The sequence below is a fragment of the Vibrio sp. R15-SG3-ISO1A genome (assembly GCF_059833955.1).
The window spans coordinates 217355-238599 of sequence record NZ_JCBDGH010000030.1 but is presented as its reverse complement, the minus strand read 5'-3'; the positions used below and the strand labels follow the sequence as shown (position 1 = coordinate 238599).

19 protein-coding genes are annotated in these 21245 nt (G+C 49.3%); 5 read left to right on the top strand and 14 right to left on the bottom strand.

The window, feature by feature from the left end; translation table 11 throughout:
- Positions 1-80 precede the first annotated feature (80 nt).
- The gene (locus AC6R0L_RS04340; protein ID WP_500628355.1) at positions 81-1268 is read left to right on the top strand and encodes an MFS transporter; all 1188 of its coding nucleotides are present in this window, start codon (positions 81-83) and stop codon (positions 1266-1268) included.
- Here AC6R0L_RS04340 and AC6R0L_RS04335 read toward each other — a convergent pair.
- From AC6R0L_RS04335 to ylqF, 4 genes are all read right to left on the bottom strand, one after another.
- Positions 1265-2329, bottom strand: a complete 1065-nt coding sequence (locus tag AC6R0L_RS04335) for an SO_0444 family Cu/Zn efflux transporter (RefSeq protein ID WP_500628354.1) — start codon at positions 2327-2329, stop codon at positions 1265-1267. The genes AC6R0L_RS04340 and AC6R0L_RS04335 overlap by 4 nt on opposite strands.
- A 1-nt stretch (position 2330) precedes the next feature.
- Complete coding sequence (zntR, locus tag AC6R0L_RS04330) at positions 2331-2750, bottom strand: Zn(2+)-responsive transcriptional regulator (RefSeq protein ID WP_500628353.1); 420 nt, start codon at positions 2748-2750, stop codon at positions 2331-2333.
- 131 nt (positions 2751-2881) lie between these two features.
- Entirely contained in the window at positions 2882-3865 is a 984-nt protein-coding gene (locus tag AC6R0L_RS04325) for a CobW family GTP-binding protein (protein ID WP_500628352.1), read from the bottom strand.
- Positions 3866-3884: 19 nt separating this feature from the next.
- The gene (ylqF, locus tag AC6R0L_RS04320; protein ID WP_487903378.1) at positions 3885-4829 is read right to left on the bottom strand and encodes a ribosome biogenesis GTPase YlqF; all 945 of its coding nucleotides are present in this window, start codon (positions 4827-4829) and stop codon (positions 3885-3887) included.
- Positions 4830-5206: 377 nt separating this feature from the next.
- Here ylqF and AC6R0L_RS04315 point away from each other — a divergent pair, with 377 nt between their 5' ends.
- Positions 5207-6673 (top strand): DUF1254 domain-containing protein, encoded by a 1467-nt coding sequence (locus AC6R0L_RS04315; RefSeq protein ID WP_500628351.1) that lies wholly within the window; start codon positions 5207-5209, stop codon positions 6671-6673.
- 112 nt (positions 6674-6785) lie between these two features.
- On the opposite strand, the gene AC6R0L_RS04310 is transcribed toward AC6R0L_RS04315, so the two are convergent.
- On the bottom strand, positions 6786-6977 hold the full coding sequence (locus AC6R0L_RS04310; protein ID WP_500628350.1) for a hypothetical protein: 192 nt from the start codon (positions 6975-6977) through the stop codon (positions 6786-6788).
- A 297-nt stretch (positions 6978-7274) separates the two neighbouring features.
- Positions 7275-7592 (bottom strand): DUF1289 domain-containing protein, encoded by a 318-nt coding sequence (locus AC6R0L_RS04305; protein ID WP_500625240.1) that lies wholly within the window; start codon positions 7590-7592, stop codon positions 7275-7277.
- A 124-nt stretch (positions 7593-7716) separates the two neighbouring features.
- Here AC6R0L_RS04305 and AC6R0L_RS04300 point away from each other — a divergent pair, with 124 nt between their 5' ends.
- Positions 7717-7974, top strand: a complete 258-nt coding sequence (locus AC6R0L_RS04300) for a hypothetical protein (protein WP_500625241.1) — start codon at positions 7717-7719, stop codon at positions 7972-7974.
- Between the two features lie 20 nt (positions 7975-7994).
- Here the strand turns inward: AC6R0L_RS04300 and AC6R0L_RS04295 are convergent, their stop codons facing one another.
- On the bottom strand, positions 7995-8948 hold the full coding sequence (locus AC6R0L_RS04295) for a DMT family transporter (protein WP_500628349.1): 954 nt from the start codon (positions 8946-8948) through the stop codon (positions 7995-7997).
- A gap of 142 nt (positions 8949-9090) precedes the next feature.
- Here AC6R0L_RS04295 and AC6R0L_RS04290 point away from each other — a divergent pair, with 142 nt between their 5' ends.
- On the top strand, positions 9091-9546 hold the full coding sequence (locus AC6R0L_RS04290; protein ID WP_500628348.1) for an Lrp/AsnC family transcriptional regulator: 456 nt from the start codon (positions 9091-9093) through the stop codon (positions 9544-9546).
- Between the two features lie 35 nt (positions 9547-9581).
- Here AC6R0L_RS04290 and AC6R0L_RS04285 read toward each other — a convergent pair whose 3' ends face one another.
- The gene (locus AC6R0L_RS04285) at positions 9582-10058 is read right to left on the bottom strand and encodes a MarR family winged helix-turn-helix transcriptional regulator (protein WP_500628347.1); all 477 of its coding nucleotides are present in this window, start codon (positions 10056-10058) and stop codon (positions 9582-9584) included.
- 426 nt (positions 10059-10484) lie between these two features.
- Between AC6R0L_RS04285 and AC6R0L_RS04280 the strand changes: the two genes are divergently transcribed.
- Positions 10485-12062, top strand: a complete 1578-nt coding sequence (locus AC6R0L_RS04280; protein WP_500625245.1) for a BCCT family transporter — start codon at positions 10485-10487, stop codon at positions 12060-12062.
- A gap of 94 nt (positions 12063-12156) precedes the next feature.
- Here AC6R0L_RS04280 and AC6R0L_RS04275 read toward each other — a convergent pair whose 3' ends face one another.
- The 6 genes from AC6R0L_RS04275 to AC6R0L_RS04250 all read right to left on the bottom strand — a co-directional run bounded on the left by AC6R0L_RS04275 (position 12157) and on the right by AC6R0L_RS04250 (position 21210).
- Positions 12157-12876, bottom strand: coding sequence for a 3'-5' exonuclease (locus AC6R0L_RS04275; RefSeq protein ID WP_500628346.1), 720 nt, complete (start codon positions 12874-12876; stop codon positions 12157-12159).
- A gap of 8 nt (positions 12877-12884) precedes the next feature.
- Positions 12885-14774, bottom strand: a complete 1890-nt coding sequence (locus AC6R0L_RS04270; protein ID WP_500628345.1) for a putative nucleotidyltransferase substrate binding domain-containing protein — start codon at positions 14772-14774, stop codon at positions 12885-12887.
- Positions 14775-14915: 141 nt separating this feature from the next.
- Entirely contained in the window at positions 14916-16664 is a 1749-nt protein-coding gene (locus AC6R0L_RS04265; protein WP_500628344.1) for a formate--tetrahydrofolate ligase, read from the bottom strand.
- Between the two features lie 259 nt (positions 16665-16923).
- Positions 16924-17112 carry a hypothetical protein gene (locus AC6R0L_RS04260; protein ID WP_487903389.1) on the bottom strand — a complete coding sequence of 63 codons (189 nt, stop codon included), beginning with the start codon at positions 17110-17112 and terminating at the stop codon, positions 16924-16926.
- A 38-nt stretch (positions 17113-17150) separates the two neighbouring features.
- Positions 17151-19508 (bottom strand): fatty acid cis/trans isomerase, encoded by a 2358-nt coding sequence (locus tag AC6R0L_RS04255; RefSeq protein WP_500628400.1) that lies wholly within the window; start codon positions 19506-19508, stop codon positions 17151-17153.
- A gap of 64 nt (positions 19509-19572) precedes the next feature.
- Complete coding sequence (locus AC6R0L_RS04250) at positions 19573-21210, bottom strand: VRR-NUC domain-containing protein (RefSeq protein WP_500628343.1); 1638 nt, start codon at positions 21208-21210, stop codon at positions 19573-19575.
- Positions 21211-21245 lie beyond the last annotated feature (35 nt).

Below are 21245 nucleotides of genomic sequence, written 5' to 3'. Positions count from 1 at the left end.
TCGCCTTCTGGCTATTGCCAGTTAAAAGCGTAAGATAAGACATTTCAACGTTATCTCTCCTGCTAAAAAGTTTGAAACCGATGTTCAAATCAAAAACCACGACTTTGTTGATGATTAGCGTGCTGCTGCTTTCTATCAATTTACGCGCACCGTTCACCAGCTTAGCTCCGCTCATTTCGCAAATTATGGACTCGTTACAGATTTCAGCGGTCAGTATGGGTGTGATTACGTCAACGCCGCTGATCATGTTTGCGTTGGCGTCTCCTTGGTGCCCCAAGCTTGGCAGCAAACTGGGTTTAGAGAAGTCGATTTGTTTTGCGTTAGTTTTGATCGCGGTTGGGGTAGTATCCCGCTCTTTTGGGCACTTTTACTGGTTATTCATTGGAACAACGCTTATCGGCCTTGGCATTGCAATCGGCAATGTGTTGGCTCCGGCAATCATCAAGGCGTCATTTCCCGGCCGAATTGCGACAGTGACTGCACTGTATGGTATATCGATGGGTATTGGCTCGACACTGAGCGCTTCAGTCATGGTACCTGTCACCAACGTTATTGATGACATCTCTATCGGTTGGCGAGTCGCATTGGCGGGGAATTTGATTTTTCCTGTGCTCGCTTTGGCTTTTTGGTTGCCAAGGTTAGCGGAAAGCAAAACTCGCAGCACTGCGAGTAGCAAAGATTACTACCCATTAAACAAGCTTGTGCGCCAGCCTATTGCTTGGTACTTCACGTTTGCGCTTGGCTTGAACTCTTTTATTTTTTACACGTTTGCAGGCTGGCTGCCAAAAATTCTCGCGGCTTTGGGCTATAGCGAGTTAGAAGCGGGGTATGTGTATGGCTTTTTGCAGTTTTCGACTATGGTTCCGGGGTTGCTGCTGATTCCTATCATGGCTAGAAGCAAAAGTATTGCGCCTTTATTTGTCGGTGCTGCGCTTTTAAACGGGGTAGGTGTGACTGGTCTAATGCTATTTCCTCAGTGGGCGATCTTCTGGGTTGGTGTGTTTGGTTTAGGCAACTGTTCTACCTTTATTCTCGCTTTGTCGATTTTGGGGCAGATATCCGGGAACTCAGCACAAGCGGCTACGTTGTCAGGGATGGCCCAATCAATAGGTTATGCTCTCGCGGCTGTTGGCCCCGCCATAGTTGGTATGATTTACTCTCAGACTCAAACCTGGTCATTGTCACTCACCATTATCGCTTTCGCGGCCTTTTTATGTGCACTATTTGCCCTTCTAACGACCCGAAAAGGATGTTTGGTTGTGGATTAGGCCGAGCGTTTATTTAACGGCTGAAACCGCCTGTAGATGTCTCTGAAGATCGCAATCAATAATACGATGGCGCTTAACCAAACGAGGCTCTCTGGGATAAGCTGACTGCTGCTGTCGAGTTGCGCTTGGATGTCGATAGTGAGTGTATCCACTAACGCGTTTGTCATATATCCAAACACCATTGCCACGCCCACAACACCGATCAGGTAGCTCACTAGAACGCGCTTGCCTAGCTGGTGATAAACCACACCCAATGTCGCCATGTTGGTGGCGGGGCCTGCAAGTAAAAAGACAAGCACGGCGCCAGGGGAGACACCCGCAAGCATAAAGCCTGCTGCGAGAGGTGTTGAGGCTGACGCGCAGATATACATAGGGACGCCAATCAGAGCCATAACCAGCATCGCCCAAGGGCCGCGGCTAAGTTCACCGAGAGATTCAGGAGGAATAAAAGTCACGACTAACGCGGACATTGTTAGCCCTATAATTAACCAGATAGAGAGATCGGAAATCAAGTCGGTAAAGGCAAATCGCTGACCTTGCCATAACCGTGTTGTCCATGAGGTAGGGCTGCTCTCCACTGGCTTACTGCTACAGCAGCTTGATGAGCAATGGTTGTTACTTGGCTGAGAGGGTGTCGCGGGTTCCGTTTCTTTGTCTGTCACTAGCACGAGTATCGCTGCGACTAAAGCAGAACTCATTGCGGCAATAGGGCGGATAGTGGCCATAAATGGCCCAAGTAACGCGTATGAGATGGAGATGGAGTCAACGCCCGTTTCTGGTGTCGAGATCAAAAAAGCGACCGTCGAGCTTTTGGAGGCGCCAGCGCGTCGAAGGCCCAAAGCCGCGGGGATCACGCCGCATGAGCACAGAGGCAATGGCGCGCCTAATACTGTCGCTTTTACCGCAGGCCACAAGCCGGAACCTCTGAATAGCAGCCCCAATTTGTCTGTGTTTATCAAGCTTTTTAGGATGCCCGCGACGATGAGGCCGACAACAATCCAAAAGGCGGAGTCGAGCCATAAATCAAGCAACGTCATGAAAAAGGTATCAATTCGGCTCATGCTATTTCTCCTCGGGCTTTGTATGCGCAAGCGCTGTGAGTATGGTGCAGTGTGTTGCAGCATGGGCGCCGCCACAGCAACGCTGATTGATCACTTGGAGCGCATCGTGCATGTGTTGCAGGCGCTGTATCTTTTGTTCAATATCGTCCAGCTTAGCTTCCGTAATACTCTTTACCTCTTGGCAGGTATGTTGCTCAGGCTTGATATGGATGGAGAGCAGCTCTTGGATGTCCTCTAGTGTGAACCCCAACTCTTTTGCGTGCAGAATAAACGAGAGCTTGGCGACGCAGTCACTATCGTATTGACGATAGCCGTTGGCGGCACGTTGTGGGTTTAGTAGCCCTTGCTGCTCATAAAATCGTATTGCTTCAATGGTGATGTTCAGTTGTTTGGCCAACTGACCGCGGGTTAACCGTTCCATGTTGATAAGCCATGTTGAAGAAATCATGGCGTGATTATAAACCCTGTAGTTGGCTACAGGGTCAAGAGGTTTATTCTAGGATGAGAAAAAGGCGAGAAGAGGCCACCAGCGCTACCACTGGCAGCGACTCGTTATGCTTTGAGGCTAGAGATACTAACCAAGACGTCTTCAAGTTGTTGCCAAGGCAATAACTGGCTGTCGATGACTTCTAGGCGGCTTTCAAATCCGTCCAAACTGACTTGATTGACGGAAACCACGCCATTGCTGACGTTAAACGCGAAGCTACCATTGTTGGTATTCAACACGCCTTTGACGCGCTCTGCGGTGAGATCTGACAGCACTGAAAAGAGGTCATCAAAATTAAAGGTGACTTCAGCACCGAAAATCCAGCCGCAGCTGTAGTAACCTTGGCCTTGGTTTTCTTTGCGAGTCATCACTTGATCGGGGGCAAGGGCGAATTGAGGCTCTTGCTCGGCATGTTCATGGTGATGAGCGTCCATTGGCGCGCTCGACGGTGCTTTATTGCGGCGCTGGCTATCGAGTAACTCAATAGGGAAGCGACCTTGTTTCACCAACTGACTGTAGATTTTTGGTGGTGTCTGAACCGTGACCCAATCGTTGAAGGCATCCACATCACTGACCTGACATTGATCAACCTTGTTGCCAATAATGATGTCGGAAATGGCCAGTTGATCAATAAAGTTCTGGTTACTGGTGTATTTATCCTTAGAGAGATTGCGCGGATCGACCAGCCCGATGGTTGCTTTCAAATCGATATAGTCAGCGAACTGCGCAGAGGTGAGGGTAGCCAGTACTTTATGTGCGTGGCCTAGGCCCGTAGGCTCGACAATCAGCCTATCTGGTTGGGTACGCAACAGTGCCGTGACCGCCACTGACATCGGCACGCCAGCGGCACAGCACATGCAGCCGCCGGGTACTTCTTTGATAAGTGCGCCCTGGTCTGTGAGTAGTGCGCCATCAATCCCTATCTCGCCAAATTCATTGACCAATACCGCCCAATGCTCGTTTGCCGGTTTCTCTTTGAGCAGATTCAAAATGGCGGTGGTTTTTCCTGTACCCAAAAAACCGGTAATAATATTCGTGGGAACTCTCATCGATACTCTCCTAAACGCCTTAGCGTTTGTTTTTCAGGTAACGCTTACGACGCTCTTCTTTCTTCTTCGCTTTTTCTTCTGCTTTGCGGGCCGCTTCGATTTCGACTTCGATCAACTCTTGAGTGATCATCTCTGGGCGCTCCAGAGTCAATTGACCCAGTGTTCCGCCGCGCAGCTCATGCAAAAGGATTTCTGAGCATTTGTGCAGATCCACGCGCCCACCTGTGCGCAATGCGCCGCGGCGTCGACCGATCTCTTCCATCAGCTCAATATCGGTTTCTGGTAACTCTTCAATTTGGTAACGCTCTTTTAAGCGCTCTGGGTACGCTTTGGCTAAGTACTCAACGGTGTAGAATGCGACTTCATCGTATTCCATTGCCGTGTCTTTCACAGCGCCCGTTGCGGCGAGTCGGAACCCACTGTGCGGGTTTTCAACTTTTGGCCACAAAATTCCCGGCGTGTCAGACAGTACGATGCCATTTTGCAAGTTGATGCGTTGTTGGCGTCGAGTGACGGCAGGCTGGTTGCCGGTTTGCGCAATAACACGACCAGCCAGTGTGTTAATGATGGTCGATTTACCGACGTTGGGAATGCCCATGATCATGGTGCGAACGTTTTTGCCGATCTCTTCACGATGCGGCGCCAGCTTACGACAAAGCTCGAGGATTTTATGTACTTCTTGGGGATTTTGTGTGGTGATGGCCATCGCCTTCACGTTGTGCTCTTTCTCAAAGTGCTCGATCCACAATTGAGTGAGCTCAGGATCGGCAAGATCGCGCTTGTTGAGCACTTTAACCACAGGTTTCTCTCCGCGTAGTTGAGAGATCATCGGGTTCTCGCTGCTAAACGGGATACGAGCATCGAGCACCTCAATAATGACATCCACTTGCGGAATGGCTTCTTCGATCTCCTTGCGCGCTTTGTGCATGTGGCCAGGAAACCATTGAATTGTGTTGTTAACCATTTGAATACCTTGTAATTACTCTTTTGTGCTTGAGCCAGATGAGAAATGAGTCACCCCATTAATCTTAACTTTGCCGCTGATACCGCGGGCTAGCGATGTGTCTGCTTGCTCAATACACACTTATCTATTGGCGCGATGTTACCACTTTATTCTTCTTAGCGTTATGGCTAGCGAGCTGTTCACCTCGAAAAGCCCTAAATTCTGGTCAGTCATTGCTCATCTGAACGTTTGTCAGGCGTTCGATATTCTTATTTCTGATAGTAAGGCCAAGTTACTGAAAGAGATACCTTTCACAACAAAACATTTACGTCTAACTTAGGATGAAAGCGAGTTCATATTTTCGGCGCGGTTTCGTGTCATTGAAAAGGATGCACATTATGAGACAACAGACGTTATGTCGTTCATTGCTGTTGATGGTGGCGTTAAGTGCTACATCAGCTCAAGGGCTAGCAAAAGATGGAATGGAGCCTTTGGGTGGCCAGCCACCACCGGGAAGTCGTCAATCGGTTGAAGATTTCGACTACCAGATGAAGTATCAGCGAGCGTTTGAAGCAGTATTGTGGGGCATGCCTGCCGTTGCTATCTATCGTTTCCGAGCGGCAGCGATGGATGATCTGGGGATGAAAGACAACGACATCATTACCTATTCGCAAACGGCTAAGCCCAACCTAGAAGCGATCACTGCAAACAGCAGTACCCCATACATTGCTGCTTACACCGATCTGCGCAACGGGCCCGCAGTGTTGGAAGTGCCGGAGGCAGGTGAAGCAGGCAGTTTATACGGGCAAGTTGTGGACGCTTGGCAGTTTACCATCGCGGATGTGGGGCCATCTGGCCTCGATAAAGGAAAAGCGAGCAAGTACCTTTTTACGCCTCCTGGTTATGAGGGCGAAATCCCGAAAGAGTACATTCATGTCGCCTCGCCGAACTACCGTATCGCGTTGGCTTTTCGCTCTATTGTAGCGCCTGGAAAGACGCAACAAGACGCTTTTAATTACGCACAAAAACTGCGCTTATACTATCTGTCTGAGAAAGATGCGCCACCAAAACAGCGCTTTGTTGATCCCGTCGATGATCGCTATGCCACCATACCGTTCTTCGATGAACGTCACTTTGAGGACATTTACCATATCGCCACTGTTGAGCCAACAAGAGACATTGACAAGCATATGCTTGGGTTGCTCGCCACGTTAGGCATTGAAAAGGGCAAACCGTATGACCCAGATCCCGTCACACAAAAGGCAATGAGAAACGCGGCGATTGATGCTTGGTATTACTTACAGGGTAAGTTTGACCAGTTACCCCAAGAAAAACGTTTGTGGCCAAATCGTCATTACTTTCCCTTACTCTTAGCGGACGACAATAATCGCTTTACGTATGAGTACGAAGATAAGATCGATATTGATGCCAGAGCAATGCAGTACCTTTGGTGTACCTACGTACCCAAAGAGTTAACAGACAATCCGGCGACTCAGTATGCGGTGGCATTAGGGGATAGCAAAGGCAATCTGATGCAAGCAGGAAAAACGTATCGCGTTGACGTTCCAGCTCAGATGCCAGTGAAGCAGTTTTGGGCATTGACCGTCTATGATCACGCGACGTTTGGCTTTATTTACACCGATTCTGATAGAACGACATTGTCTAGCTATGATCTAGCCACTCTGAAAAAGAATGCAGATGGTACTATCCCACTTTATGTCGGCCCTAGTGCACCGAAAGGATTTGAGAGCAACTGGATTCCTACGGCGGGTAAACGTCCTATGCCGACATTCCGATTCTACGGACCTACTGATGAGTTCAACAATCGCACTTTCGTTATGCCGGATTTTGAAATGGTTAACTAATTAGAGGCGATATGAAATGAAAAAGTCGCGGCCTATGCCGTGACTTTTTGATCTTGAGTGCTCACTTAGGGAAGGTCAACACGTTGGCGGAGGTAGGAGAGCTCTGAAGTGGTTAACTATCGAGTACCGCGAGTGCGCGCGCGTTAGCTGAGCGATCAAAATGGACTTGAATTTTTGTGCCCAAGCGTTCGAAGACCACTTGGTCGAAGTCGGTGTTGATAATCTTGAAACCGTTCATGGCAAATAGACTTGTCACTTGGGTACGCTGTTTGAGTTCCAGTGCTGAAGCGAAGAGTTTTTCCATAGGTAAGCCCTCATTATGTCGTCATTTTAGTCATCCTAGCGCGTGCGAATCAGCGACTCAAATGACGAAAAAATAGCAATTTGACATAGTTTGCTGTCTATTTATCGATCAATGGTGACAATAAATATGACTGAAGGCTTTTAGATGAATTTCATATACATTGACGCGGTTTTTGTGAACTCAGTGCAAGTTGTTTAATAGTGTGTGGATTTATTTACGTCGTGAATGACAAGCTTGGTTACAACTTTTTTGTTCGATAGGTCGATTTTTTATCTTACCGCTAAGGTGGTGAGCTTTTTAGGCCAACGGCAGTGCGCTAAGGCAGCGGCGACATAAGCAAAGATTACGAGAAGTATCGTCATTGAGCGTCGATTTGTCTCGTTCTTCGAGCGAAAAGCACCAACATGTTGATTTTCCTAGGCTAATGTCACACTGAGTAGGGCTAGCACACTGAGGACACGTGTGTGTACTCTGTTGCCCGCTGATTGAGTCCATGATGTGATCACGTTGTTCATCAGAGTGCTGAGACCACTGAACTATTTCGTCCATAGTACGGTGACAACCGCTACAGATTCCGCCATTGTTTTTACATGCTGCAATGCAGGGTGTTTTCATAAATCGCTAGGTGTAAGAAGATAGGTGCGCAGAGGATAACACGTTCGAATCGCGCGTAAAAATGACTTGTTTTTGATAATGGTTCTCATTAATATTTAAGCCAAATCATAATAAAGAGTCACTTATGTTGTCTTTGTTTGCTGCTCTACTTTTCTCACTCGCGCTCGGGTTAAAATTGCACTTACCGCAATGGTTTATTATCGGCTATTTGGTGGTTATCGCTTTAGTTGAGCAATGGGCACCGGGCAGCGCCTTGTTGGTACTGATTGGCCTGTTTGTATGCTCACCCGTACTCATTCATCAAAAAGGTCGTTGGATCCCTTTATGGGTCTATGGGCTGTGCGTGGTCATTCCCGCCGCGTTTATCAAACTTTCTGTCTAACGCTTGTCCACTAAGGTGCATTAAGGTTGTTTGGCGTTCGCTGCCTTCGGTTTGACAGTATAGGGTTTGACAGTAAAAGCGACCGACTGATCATTTTTTAAAAAGACATTGCTGGCGATAATACTGCCAAGCGATATACAGCCGAGGGCGAGCAAGCTCACCGCGTTGGCACTTTCTTGCAAGAAAAACCAAGCTAAGAGCGTCGCGATAACAGGTGTCGTCGCTGCAAACGCCGCGCTGCGTTCTGCGCCAAGGTGAGCAATGGCATGAAGGTAGGTAAAGGCGGCAATAATGCCCGCTCCAACGCCTTGCAGTAAAAGGTGGCGGAGTAATTCATCGTACGGCCACAGGGTGACGTCGACACTGGCTAAGGTGTTCGGCACGACGCCAGTCCCTATCAAGAGTGCTAACGTAAAGCTTGAAAGCAATGATACCCATCCGGCGGCGGCTAAGGCATTGAGCGCGGCGACTCTGGCGCAAATCGTAAACACACTCCACATGAAACTCGCCACAAGCAAGACAAGGTAACCATTAAGCTGATGGTGGCCCGCACTGGCCCCATAATGCAGAAATATCGCGATGCCAACCACAATCAGGCATAAGCCTATCACTCTATGGTAGCTCAGTGATTGACGATAAACCAACACCGCAAGCGCCGTGACAAACAGAGGTAAGGTGCCTGGGATAAGTGCACTGCCATCGGAAACCGGCGCAAGCTGCATTCCATTACCTGCGACCCATAGATAGGGAAGGCCGCAACCGATCAACAAGCCTAGTTTCAGCCTCCAAGGCGTATGTCGAATTGCCGCTCTGTGTTTGATGACAAAGGGCAATAGGACAATTGCGGGCAGCATAAAACGCAGCAGCGCAATATCAGCCAGAGTCAATGTAGATTGAGCGCCCATACGTAGCGAAAGAAAAAAGCCTGACCACATCAGGAGGGTTGCCAGCATGGCAAGATAGCCTGTGAACATAATGCTTTAACATTTAATTATCATTTGCTAAGTATGAATCGTATGATGGGGTTAAAGATGGCAAAGTGAGTGGGAATCTACTTAATGTGTGCCAGATTTTGCTAATGATAAACCATTTTTTGAGTGATATAGGTAACGTAGTATGGATCGAATTGATAAACACATTCTCTCGCTATTGCAGCGAGATTCGCGTCAATCTGCGGCGCAAATAGCGGAGAAAGTCGGACTGTCACCGTCACCTTGTGCGAGGCGAATTAAACGCTTAGAGGAGAGTGGGGTGATCAGCGGCTATCATGCAAAGTTAGACACGGGGCATATTGGGGTTGGAATGACAGTATTTGTCGAAGTGAGCTTAAACAACCATCAGGCGAGTTCTATCTCCAGTTTCGAACAAGATGTGATTGAGATGGAAGAGGTGGTGAGCTGTCATGTGGTGTCAGGGGCGTACGATTATCTACTTGAGGTCGCGGCGCGCGATTTGAGTGGCTATGAAGCATTTACACGCAAGTTACAGACTCTCAATCATGTGAAAGACATTCACACCCATTTATCGATTCGCCAAGTGAAAGCATCGAGTGAGTGGCCAATCTACCGTTAGCCACTCACCTTGATCACGGTAAGCAACGCGGCGAATTATTCTGGCTTGATGATGCTACCCAGCTCTAGCACTGGCGCCGCTTCGATGTCTTCGGCATTCATCATTGCGGAAATGCGTTGGACGGACGAGAGTAACAACGACTGTTCCCACTCCTCGAGCTTTTGAAACTTATTGATGAAGCTTTGCTGCAGTGGCATTGGTGCTTCGCTAAGCACTTGACGGCCTTTGTCAGTTAAATGAGCGTGTACCTTGCGTTTGTCTTGCACGCTGCGCACGCGCTTAACCAGATCATTTCGCTCGAGGCGGTCAAGGATGGTGGTGGCCGTCGCCTGACTCATGTTGGTGTGGTTAGATAGCTCACGAATGGTCACTTCACCGAGTTCTCGAATAGAGCGCATGAGTATTAATTGTGGCCCGGTTAGGCCTGACTCTTTACTCAGTTTCTTCGAGTGCAAATCAATAGCGCGCATGATTTGGCGGAGTGAAACCAAGACTTCTTCGTGCTTATCCAACTTGATACCTCTATTAACGTCGCGATGGAGCGGGGAAAATACCTTAATTAGTGAATCATTTGAAGTGTAAAGATCAACGTTCTTTCAGGCGTTTGACTGACCACCCATCGTGTAAATTATCATTAAGAAGAAGTGTAGTGATGAATTTAGTAGAGTTCAAATGTTTAGAATTCAAACAAAACCATGTCAGCGTTGAGTGAGGGTTTTGTTTAAAAATTGAACTTCTGCTAACCTTTTTGGGTGAAAAGTGAACGTTTAACCGAGGTTTAATGGAACATTTTATATGGGTGAGTACAATATGTGCGTTCGCGACGAGCTTGAACTTCGTTAGGAATGTGTCGTAAAGCGCAAGATATTAGTTTTACGACTAATGATTTTTATGTCAACAAGCTCGAACACACGCACTAATCATCTAAGAGAGGAACGATGACTAAGGGTATAGATAAGTACAGTATCGATAGCACCGACTACACCGTCGGGCAAGATAATGTGCAAAAATGGGGGTTTGATGTTCACAACCCTGTTTTTGGGATCAGCGCGGGTTTGATCGCGTTGTTCTTGGTAGCGACGCTAGTGCTTGATGCGGAGTCGGCTAAATCTGCGTTAGATGGCCTAAAATGGCAAATCATTGGCAGCTTTGATTGGCTATTCATTTGGTCGGGCAACATTTTCGTGATCTTCTGCCTGGCGTTGATTGTCTCACCGCTTGGAAAAATCCGACTGGGCGGTCAACAAGCGACGGCGGACTATTCGTTCATCTCCTGGCTCTCTATGCTGTTTGCTGCTGGTATGGGTATCGGACTGATGTTCTGGAGTGTGGCAGAGCCCGTTGCGTATTTCACCGGATGGTATGAAACGCCACTGGGTGTGGAAGCCAACACAGAAGCCGCCGCCAAACTGGCTATGGGCGCAACCATGTTCCACTGGGGTCTGCACCCATGGGCTATCTATGGCGTGGTGGCGCTGTCACTTGCGTTCTTTGCGTACAACAAAGGCTTACCGCTCTCAATCCGCTCTATTTTCTACCCTCTTCTGGGCGATCGCGCTTGGGGCTGGGCAGGTCACGTGGTGGACATCCTCGCGGTTTTGGCTACCTTGTTTGGTTTGGCAACGTCTCTTGGTCTTGGCGCGCAACAAGCGGCCAGTGGTATTCACCATGTCTTCGGTATTGATGCCGGCCTAGGGCTACAGATTGTCGTGATTACTATTGTGACATTACTGGCGGTGGTATCGGTTGTTCGTGGTATCGACGGTGGCGTAAAAGTGATCAGTAACATCAACATGTTGGTAGCGTTCGTGCTGCTGATTTTGGTGGCTCTGATCGGTTATGCGGTTACGTTTGGCAACATCGGCACAACGCTGATGGCGTACGTTGAAAACATAATCCCGTTAAGTAACCCGCATGGTCGTGAAGACGTTGCTTGGTTCCAAGGTTGGACTGTTTTCTACTGGGCTTGGTGGATTTCATGGTCGCCATTTGTCGGTATGTTCATTGCTCGCGTTTCTAAAGGTCGTACTGTGCGCGAGTTCATGACCGCAGTATTGCTTGTCCCTACCGCCGTTACCTTGCTTTGGATGTCGGTCTTCGGTGGCATTGCGATTGATCAAGTGGTCAACAACATTGGTGAGCTGGGTGCCAACGGCTTGACGGATGTGTCGCTAGCGATGTTCCAGATGTTTGATGTGCTGCCAATGGGCACGATGCTCTCTGTGATTGCAGTGGTACTGGTCTTGGTGTTCTTTATCACCTCATCGGACTCAGGCTCACTGGTTATCGACAGCATTACCGCTGGTGGTAAAGTGGATGCGCCTGTCCTGCAACGTGTATTCTGGGCCTTCATGGAAGGGGCGATTGCGGTTGCGCTACTCTGGATTGGTGGTACGGAAGCGATTCAAGCGCTCCAAGCGGGTGCGATTTCAACCGCGCTGCCGTTCACGATTGTCCTGCTGTTGATGTGTGTCAGCTTGATACTCGGTATGCGTACTGAGAAATACAACCAGTAACTTATTCCATCAATAAGTGAAAATAAAACGGGAGACTCGAAGGTCTCCCGTTTTTTATGCCTCGCTAAAATCGAAATCCACGACTTAAAGCCAATTAAATCCACAGTTTGCCAATGGGCGTTGAAGGTGCAAAGCGATAGGCGATTTGCGCTTGAAGAAGCTCAGCAGTTGCGATCGCATCGGTCAGGGCATGATGTGGCGTGTATTGTGGCAGACCGTAACGTGTGCGACTGGCCGCTAAACGGACCGATTGTGGTTTTTTGCCTTTAATCCGATTAATGATGCCCTGGGTCTGTTTCTTCTGCCATTCGATTTCAAGTTGCATGGTATCGACCACTGGAAACTCAATGCCTTCATTGATGCGAGTGCGCAGCGCTTGATCGAAAAACTCACGTTCGATTTTTTGATAGTGAACCACGGTGATCTTACCCGCCATTTGCTCTAATACTTGATCAAACACAGCAGACAAATCCGGAGCGTCCAGCACATCTGAGTGGGTAATGCCATGAATGACCACCGACTCTTCCGCTAACTGCTGACGGGGGCGAACGGTCCAGTGTTTGGCCTGATTCATGTAGATTCGATTAGAATCAAAGGGCACAGTCCCTATGGTGATGATGTCATCTTGATTGGCATCAAGGCCGGTGGTTTCAAAATCCATCGCAAGAAACTTCACCTCGCTAATTGGGGTGTCGAGCGCAGGCACACCCGCTTGGTAGTAGCGCAGCAGTCGCTCATCTTGAGTCAGTGCGAGCTTTTGTTGGAACTTGTTCGGCCAGTCTATACTGCCAGCGAATTTGAGTCGATTTAGCATAGTGTCGCCTACTTAAAGTTGTTGCTCGCTTGATAGCGGAACTTGAGGAAGTTCTGCGCATTACTCAATATCTGAAACGCATCTTTTAGGTTGCGTCGTTCAAAATCAGACAAGTGCTCAGGCTCGATGTTGTTGTCTGGTTCAATCTCATTTTCCACATCATAGGCTTGGTGGCGGATACGTACCATGGAGATAAATTCCAACGCGTCACGCAAATCTCGCGCTTTGCCTTTTGGCAAAATACCCGCTTCTTGAATGTCATCAAGACGTTCGAATGAATTTCTTGAGCGAGAGCCAACGGCCAGTGCATGCACACGGATAAGGTCAGCGAGTGGCGCGGTGCCACGACGTTTTAAGTTGATCGAGTTTTTGTGCTGACCGTCTTTTTCCATCACAAAATCTTTAAAAAAGCCAAGTGGTGGGGTGCGGTTCATGGCATTGCGCGCCAAACACGCGAGAAAACGGTTGTTCTTACGGGCGCGGCGGACGATAAAACCATTGAGCTGCTCAGCGAACTTGAGCCTGCCATACACGCCATCTAAGTCAAAGAAAATAGAGGCATTGAGCAGCGCCTTAGGGTTTGGATCGTCAATCCAATCGGCAAAACACTCTTCCCATTCGGTGCGTGTCATTCGCCAGTCAGGGTTTGTCGCCATAATGTCGCCGGTGCAGTATTGGTAGCCGCAGCGATCAAGTCCATTACAGACCCGTTTGGCGAGCTGTGCAAAATAGTCATCGTGCAGATTTTTATCGAAACTGTTATCGAGAATAATGGCGTTGTCTTGGTCGGTAACTAATAGCTGCTCATCCCGCCCCATCGATCCCAGTGCGACAAAGCAGTAGGGAATGGGTGCTTCGCCGAGCTCTTCTTCCGCCAACTCGATGATACGCTGCTTAAAGCTGCGACCAATCACCGACATCGCGCTGCCGACCATGTGCGAGTTGGCGTCTTCGTTCACCAGACGGACGAAACTGTCCTTCACTTGTTGGGACAACACCGCCAATTCATCAATGCTTTGTTGCTGGAAGATGGTGCTCACCAGTAGCAGAGAGTTTTGCGACTCGTAGCGAACGATATCGGTAGCCTCAATGATGCCTATCGGTTTTTTGTCTTTTAGCACAGGTAAATGGTGCACGTTGTAGCGCAGCATGGTGAGCATGGCTTCATAAACGTAGGCGTTGTGATCAAGGGAGATGAGTTCGGTGGTCATCACTTCCGCCACTTGGTCTGCGGGGTTAAGACCCTGCGCGAGCACCCGTGTGCACAAATCGCGGTCGGTAATGATCCCGACTAATGGGTTGGTGTCTTCTTCATCGCTCTCGACGATATCAGCATCATAAATCAACAATGAAGAGACATTCTCATCGGCCATCTTGATTGCCGCATTTTGAATCGACTCGGTTTTGTAGATGTACGGTGCTTCACCGGTCAGCAAGGTGCGCACTTTGGATGTGGTGAGATCGTTTTGCTCGGTTGAGGTGGAAATCGCATGGCGCAGACGCGCACTGTCTTGCACTTCAACAAAATCGGCAAAGGATTCGTAGTTGTCGTAGAGGTGCTGGAACACCGCTTCAGGAATGCAATAGAGTAGGGTGTCGGTGATCGCTTTCGCCGGGAAGCGGACTTTGTTGTTGGTTAGTAGCCCCATTTGGCCAAATAAGGCGCCCTCATCGATTCGGTTATAGAGCTCCCCTTTGCGGCGGTAGACTTCAATGACGCCACTGCGAATCATATACAGATCGTGAATCTCATCGCCAAAGTGGATGACGGGTGTATCTTCACGAAAATAGGAGATTTCTATGCTTTTCGTGACGGTGTTGAGCACCTCATCCTCGAGTTCATCGAAAGGCGGGTGTTGGGCGAGGAAGTTTTTGATTTCGAGTAGTTCGGCTTCCATGACGGGATCCACTGTTGGCTGACTGAATGTCAATGGTACAACATCTAGGGTGGAAAGTGGCGCAGTGGCTTAAAAAATAAAGGCTTAGGCACAGTGCCTAAGCCTGGTTACAACTAAAATGAAACTCTAACTCGCTAAGGTTTAGCTCAGCCCGATGATGTTGCCGTCATCGTCGAGATCAAGATTCATAAACGCCGGTTTATCAGGGAGACCAGGCATCGTCATCACATTGCCACACAGGGCGTAGATAAAACCGGCACCTGCACACAGCTTGAGTTCCCGTACTGGCACATCAAAGTGACTAGGCGCCCCTTTGACTGCGCCATCAGTTGAGATGGACATGGGCGTTTTTGCCATACAGACGGCAAGGTGATCAAAGCCCTGCTGCTTGAACTGGGCCAGTTGCGCTTTCGCCAGCTCACTGAGCGTTATGGACGCCGCGCCATAGCCTGTTTCTGTCACCGCCATCAGTTTCTCTTCCAGTGATTGGGAGAGTTTATACAGTGGCTTAAAGCTCGCGTTCGTCTGCGTTTGTTCCACCACCTTGGCGGCAAGCTCACGAGTGCCTTCACCACCAAGGGCAAAGCCTTCGCTGATAGAAACGGCGACATTGTTTGGCAGAGCTTCGATCAGCGCCTTCAGCTCAGCGAGCTCTTGTTCGCTGTCTTGCGGGAATCGGTTGATGGCCACAACCGCCGGCACGCCGTACTTGTTGACATTGTCGATGTGCCATTTTAGGTTTTCAAATCCAGCGTGCAGCGCGTTTTTATCATCATGGAATAGGGCGTCGGGCAAGGCTTGGCCTGGCTTTAAGTCGTAACAGCCAGAGTTGGCTTTAAGTCCGCGCAACGTTGCCACAATGACGGCGCAATCAGGCGCTTTGCCAGAGAATTGTGCTTTGATGTTGCACGCTTTTTCAAAGCCCATGTCTGAGCCAAAACCGCCTTCGGTGACCGTGAAATCGGCTAACTTGGTGGCGATATTGTCTGCGATGATGGAAGAGTTACCGTGAGCAATATTGGCGAAAGGCCCAGCGTGGATCAAGGTCGGCACACCTTCGAGCGTTTGCATTAACGTGGGTTCGATGGCGTCTTTCATACACACCGCCATTGCGCCGGCGACTTGCAAATCTTCTGCAGTCACGGGCTGCCCATCGAGATCATAAGCCAGTACGACACGGCCGATACGCTGGCGTAAATCGCTCAGGTTGCTGGCAAGGGCTAGAATGGCCATCAGTTCAGATGCGGCTGAGATGTCAAAGCCATCTTGGCGCTCAAACCCATTGATGGTTTTACCTGGCTCGTTCTGACCCACGCTGATCATGCGCAGTGCACGGTCATTATGATCCATTACTCGTTTCCATACGATGCGCTCTGGATCAATACGCAGTGCTTTGAGTCCACTGCGCGTTTCGAAATCGTCATAGCCGTTGCGCTGTTCATGATACAGACGCGCGTCAATGGCGGCCGCCGCGAGGTTGTGGGCAGCGCTCACAGCATGAATATCGCCAGTGAGGTGTAAGTTCAACTCTTCCATCGGTGCGACTTGAGAGTAACCGCCGCCGGCTGCTCCGCCTTTGACGCCAAACACGGGCCCCATAGAAGGTTGACGAATGCACGCCATTACTGAGCGCCCCAACTTTTTCAATCCTTGCGCAAGGCCAATCGTGGTGACGGTTTTGCCTTCGCCAAGAGGGGTTGGAGTAATCGCAGTCACGACGATCAGCTTGCCTGTAGGTTGATCATCGAGCCTTTTCAGTGTGCTCAGTGAGATTTTGGCCTTATATTTTCCTTGGCTGTGAAACTCTGATTCCGTTAATCCAGCGTTAAGCGCAACCTGATCGATAGATTGCAGTGATGTCGTGCGACAGATTTCAATATCGGACAGCATAAAACCCTCAAAATACAGACTCAAAAAGTGAGGCAAACGTTTGCGCACGAATGATAGCGTGTAATACTGCGTTGTAAAGCGCTTTTTAGTGACGGATTATTTTAGCGGATTGGGCGAAGAACGCCTACGAAAATTGGGTTGGACATGTAGGCCAATAACTCAACGAACAATGTTGGAGTGAACAGAGCGAGTGACAGAATAATAAAACGCCCTGCAAGGCAGGGCGAGTGAGGCGGCCCAGTTGACTGAGCAACTATAGTTAGTACCAGTCGTCTTCCGGATAGAGCTTCCCTTCGGGTGCATAAGGGGAGTCATCACGGGTGTGGGATGACCGGTTTCTCAAGCTGTCGAGTTGGTGCTCTAACATCTGTACGGTGTCGTAATCACCTTCGGAGCACGCGACATAGATTTGTTGCTCCAATGCTCGGATATTGTCTTGAAGTCCCATAACTACCTCCGATAACACGTTAAACCCAATTAAAGCGTTTATCTGTTTTCAAAACGATTATAGTCCAGCAATCCAAATTCGATCGGCTGATCCGCTTTATACCACTCGTGCACGCGGTCACTGAACGGCCAGAATTCATCAGAACTGCGGCGAATCGCGAATTGATCCAGTATCTTGATGTAATCGTCTTCGGTTCGCAGCGCTTCTAATGATTCGACCAACTGATCGACCTCGGATTCCTCCAACGATAGGTACGCAGCCGGATAGCTACCGATCACTCCGCGCACTAAGGTTAAATCATCATTGGCGAAATCTCGGTTACTCTCCTCATTAAACAAGCTGGAAATATTGGTGTGAGCGTTATTGTGTAGCAGAGTAAACAACTGCTCTTGTCCGCTTGCCGCGCGCACCATGATCATTAGGCTTTGTGGCAAATGGACCAGACCTTCACCTTGTATTGCATCGATACGTCTCAGGCTTGCTTCACTGCGCTCACTTAGGCCTGTTTGCTCAATCTTGAAACGGTTGGACAGTACGGGGGCGAGTTGGGTTTGGAGAATGTCATACAGCTCCGCTTTCGGATCATCGCTGGCATAGCGCACTTGCGTTGGTTGGTTGAAGGGTTCGACGTTGCGCTGTAAGAAATCACTCAACTGAGCGCTCTGATCTTGATACCAGCTCGAATGCTCTTGATGACGAACCTCTTGAGGCAGCAAGGCGACAAAATTGCTTTCTCCCTCTAGGCGCAGGAAGTCCATAAACATGCGCGTCATCAATTGGTGGCCAAAGTTGCCATAGACATCGAAGCCTGCCACAAGGAGGTAATGAATGCGCTCTAACAAGGCATAATCAAGCACCCAAGCGGTTTTTGGTGGCGTGCCGACTAACCCTTGGACCACCGACGCACTATCAAAATGGCGAAATACCGTGAGAGCGGCATTGGGGTTCGTGCCACCGCCTGTCCAGATGATATCGGTGGTCAGGTGTTTGCCGTCTTTAAACCACTGATTGGTGAACTCAGATTTCGCTTTCAAATAGCGCGCTTGCTGCTTGGAATAACTGACCCAATTGGCAATCGGCAGCGTATTGCTTTCCAGCTCAGCAGGCAGTTTTAGGTTGTCGGCTTGCGAGCGATAAAACTCATTCACTTGCGGAATATCCGATTTATCGGGATCTAAGAAAAACACCCAAAATCGGTCATTGATGACATTGAGCGCCAATTGTCCTCGGCATACCGGCCCTTTGATGAAGGCGTTGATGGTATTTTGTGCGTTGTCGAGCAAGTAGTTGAAGCGCGCTTTGACGGGTAGATCGATAAAGGCCGTCATGGGATTCGCCGCGACATCAGGCTCATAACTGGGTAAGGTCGCGACGTCATACTCAGCATCAATAAACCAGCTTTTCCAGTTGTGGTAGCGCTGCTGATTAAGCGCATAGGGCATGTGCGTCTTATCGACAATAGTGCCTTGCTCAGGGATCAAGCGGTAGTATACGCGCGCCACGCCCGGATCATCGTACGGCCTGCGAGTGGCAATGCGCTGAACCGGCTCGCCCGGTGGGGTTGCTGAGCGTACGATAGTGAAAAATCTCGGCTGCGCATCGTCTATCTCAGAGAAATAAAGATGGAAGAGAAACAGGTGCTCATAGAGATAGCGTGCAGTCAACTGACCTTTTCGAGAAGGCAGATTAAGCAGTGCTTCGTACTGATCAACATGTTGCTGCTGCTCTTGGCTAAGCGGCAGCGGTGCGCTCATCGTTGCGCCGCCTTGCAGCCAGGCCATGAGAGTCGCGTATTCCTGTTGGGGTAAATTCGGCATGCCGTAGGGCATTCCCCAAGTTGGGTGATCCGCTTGGTATTGCTCAAACTCATCCATGGTTGGGCACACTTGGCTTCGGTCAATAGCAAAATCAAAACCTTCAAGTTGAACTTGTTTGGGTAGTGGGTGCGCCTCTTTTTGCATCAACATTTTCGCCATCAAGCCCGCCTCTAGGTTGGCGGTTGGTGTTTGATTGCGCTCGTTTAAAATCGGGTGAAAGCCGAGCTCGCGCCACTGCTGTGTGGTTTGCGCGTCTTCAAACAGACGCGTTGGGCTTGCGGCAGTCAGTCGCGTACCTTGATAGACCAGTTCTTTGCTGCCACCTCGTTCTATTCCTTCAACTGATGACATCTTGAGCTGGCAAGGGGCGTCGTAGCAGGCGTGGCAAACCACACAGCGTTTATCAAGAATAGGTTTGACTTGAGCATGAAAGAAATCGTGTCGTGTATCGCTCGCGTCGACTCGGCGCTCGCGTACTTGCTCTATGCCAAACAGCTGATCGTAATTCAGGCCAGCATAGGTGGCACAGCCGGCAAAAAAGAGCACGGTAATTAGGCTCAAGATCTTTTTTGGATTCATGATTTGGATGATTCCGCTGGTCAGTGATAGATGAATTGCAGCAAAAACTGAGCGATAGTGCAAATTAATGCGCATTTTCGCTCGAATAAGGTTCCGTCTGGTGAGTGACGTAACAGACCGAAAAAGGTACTTCAAGCCGTGTGAAGTGTTTAATCCAGCGCCATTGGTTATCTTGCAGTTTGTCACCGGGTCCTTTGACTTCTATCCATCGATATTGCCCCTCTTTAAAGGCAATCAGATCCGGCTGGCCATTGCGATACAGCTTAAGATCGCTCAATAAAATGCGAAACAAAGCGATCAGTGTGGGTGTTGGAATGGTGTTTAACGCTAGGTTAAGCAGTGCTTTGTCCAATAGCGACCACTGTACAAACGCATTGTTGGTGGCGTATTTGTCCCGATAGGTCGTGAGCAGTGCTGACCAGTCGCGCCCTTGTAGAGTTTGCATCACATGCTCAATCTCTTCGCGGCGTTTGCTTGCGAAATCTGAATGGTAGAGATCAAGCGGGCGATATTGGTAAGCATTGATGAATGCCCCTTCGACGGGCGCAAAGATGACAGGCCAAAATGCCAAACCAAATAAGCCATTGAGGAGCGCATTTTCACAAAAATAGACCTGCCAACCTTGCGCTTCTAAGTGAGCTTTCACCGCCAACTCAACCCGTTCTCGAGAGAGGTCAAGCGCAACGTGCATCGCATCGTGCGCAGGCTTTTGCGCCCTGGGTACGCGCTCTCCCTGCTTGCGCTTTAATCGTTGTTGCAACTTGAGCGCGACTTCGTACTCAGCTTGGTCTCTTGGTGTATGTAACATTTTAGTGACAACGTCACTAAAATCTCTATTCAACTTATCTAGAATGCGCGCTTGTCGCTCACGGGTGGGAGGAAGCTCAGTTTGCTGATACAGCGTCAGCGCATCGTCAAGACGCTGGACGCGCTCAAGATCGCGCGCGATATCGTTGATGAGGTGCTGACGTTTGCGCTCCACGTAAGGGTGAGTATGCGAAGTGGGGATCTGATCGGCTAGCGTGACCAGTGTGTCGGCGCATTTTCTGTCGCCTTGTTGGTATTGCTTACTCAACTGACTGAGTTGCAGCAGACTATCGACATCGTCTCTGATTGGAAAAAAGCGCCGCTCGCGGCTCAGAGGATAGGGTTCGTAACGATGAAGGCCCAAGTCATCAAGGACAAATTGACTTAAATCTTGGTGGGTATTGGCGAAAAATAGCGTGAGAAGCAGATCGAGCATGCTGCCTTGCTCAAGCTTGATCCAGTCAAAATCTAACGCGGAAGCGGTGAGAAAAGGCTCGCGGGGCAGCTCAGCCACCAAGGCTTCTTTCTTTTGCTGCTTGTTGAGCGGTGAAAACAGAGCGACGATTTCGGGTTTGGTCAGCAATGACGCGGCTAAGGTTTGCTTATCAATCGGACCATTAATAAGGATAAAACCGTGTTGCTCGAGTGTGCTTAACGCCTCGGTGATACTGCTGATTTCTGGATAGTGTAACTTATCACTGCGAAACCATTCGCCTTTACGGCTCAGTAATCGAACAAGCAAGCACTGAGCATCGCGGCTTTGCATATTAAAGCGAGCCAACCACGCTTGCTCGTCCTCATGCAGCAGGTCGCTGTACCACTGCTGAGCATGCGAAGTGAGCTTGATAAAATTGTCGAGGTAATAATGGGGCGCGAGCGTGGGTTGAGCGTCCATAACAATCTGTCTCGTCCTACATTACTTTGAAATAC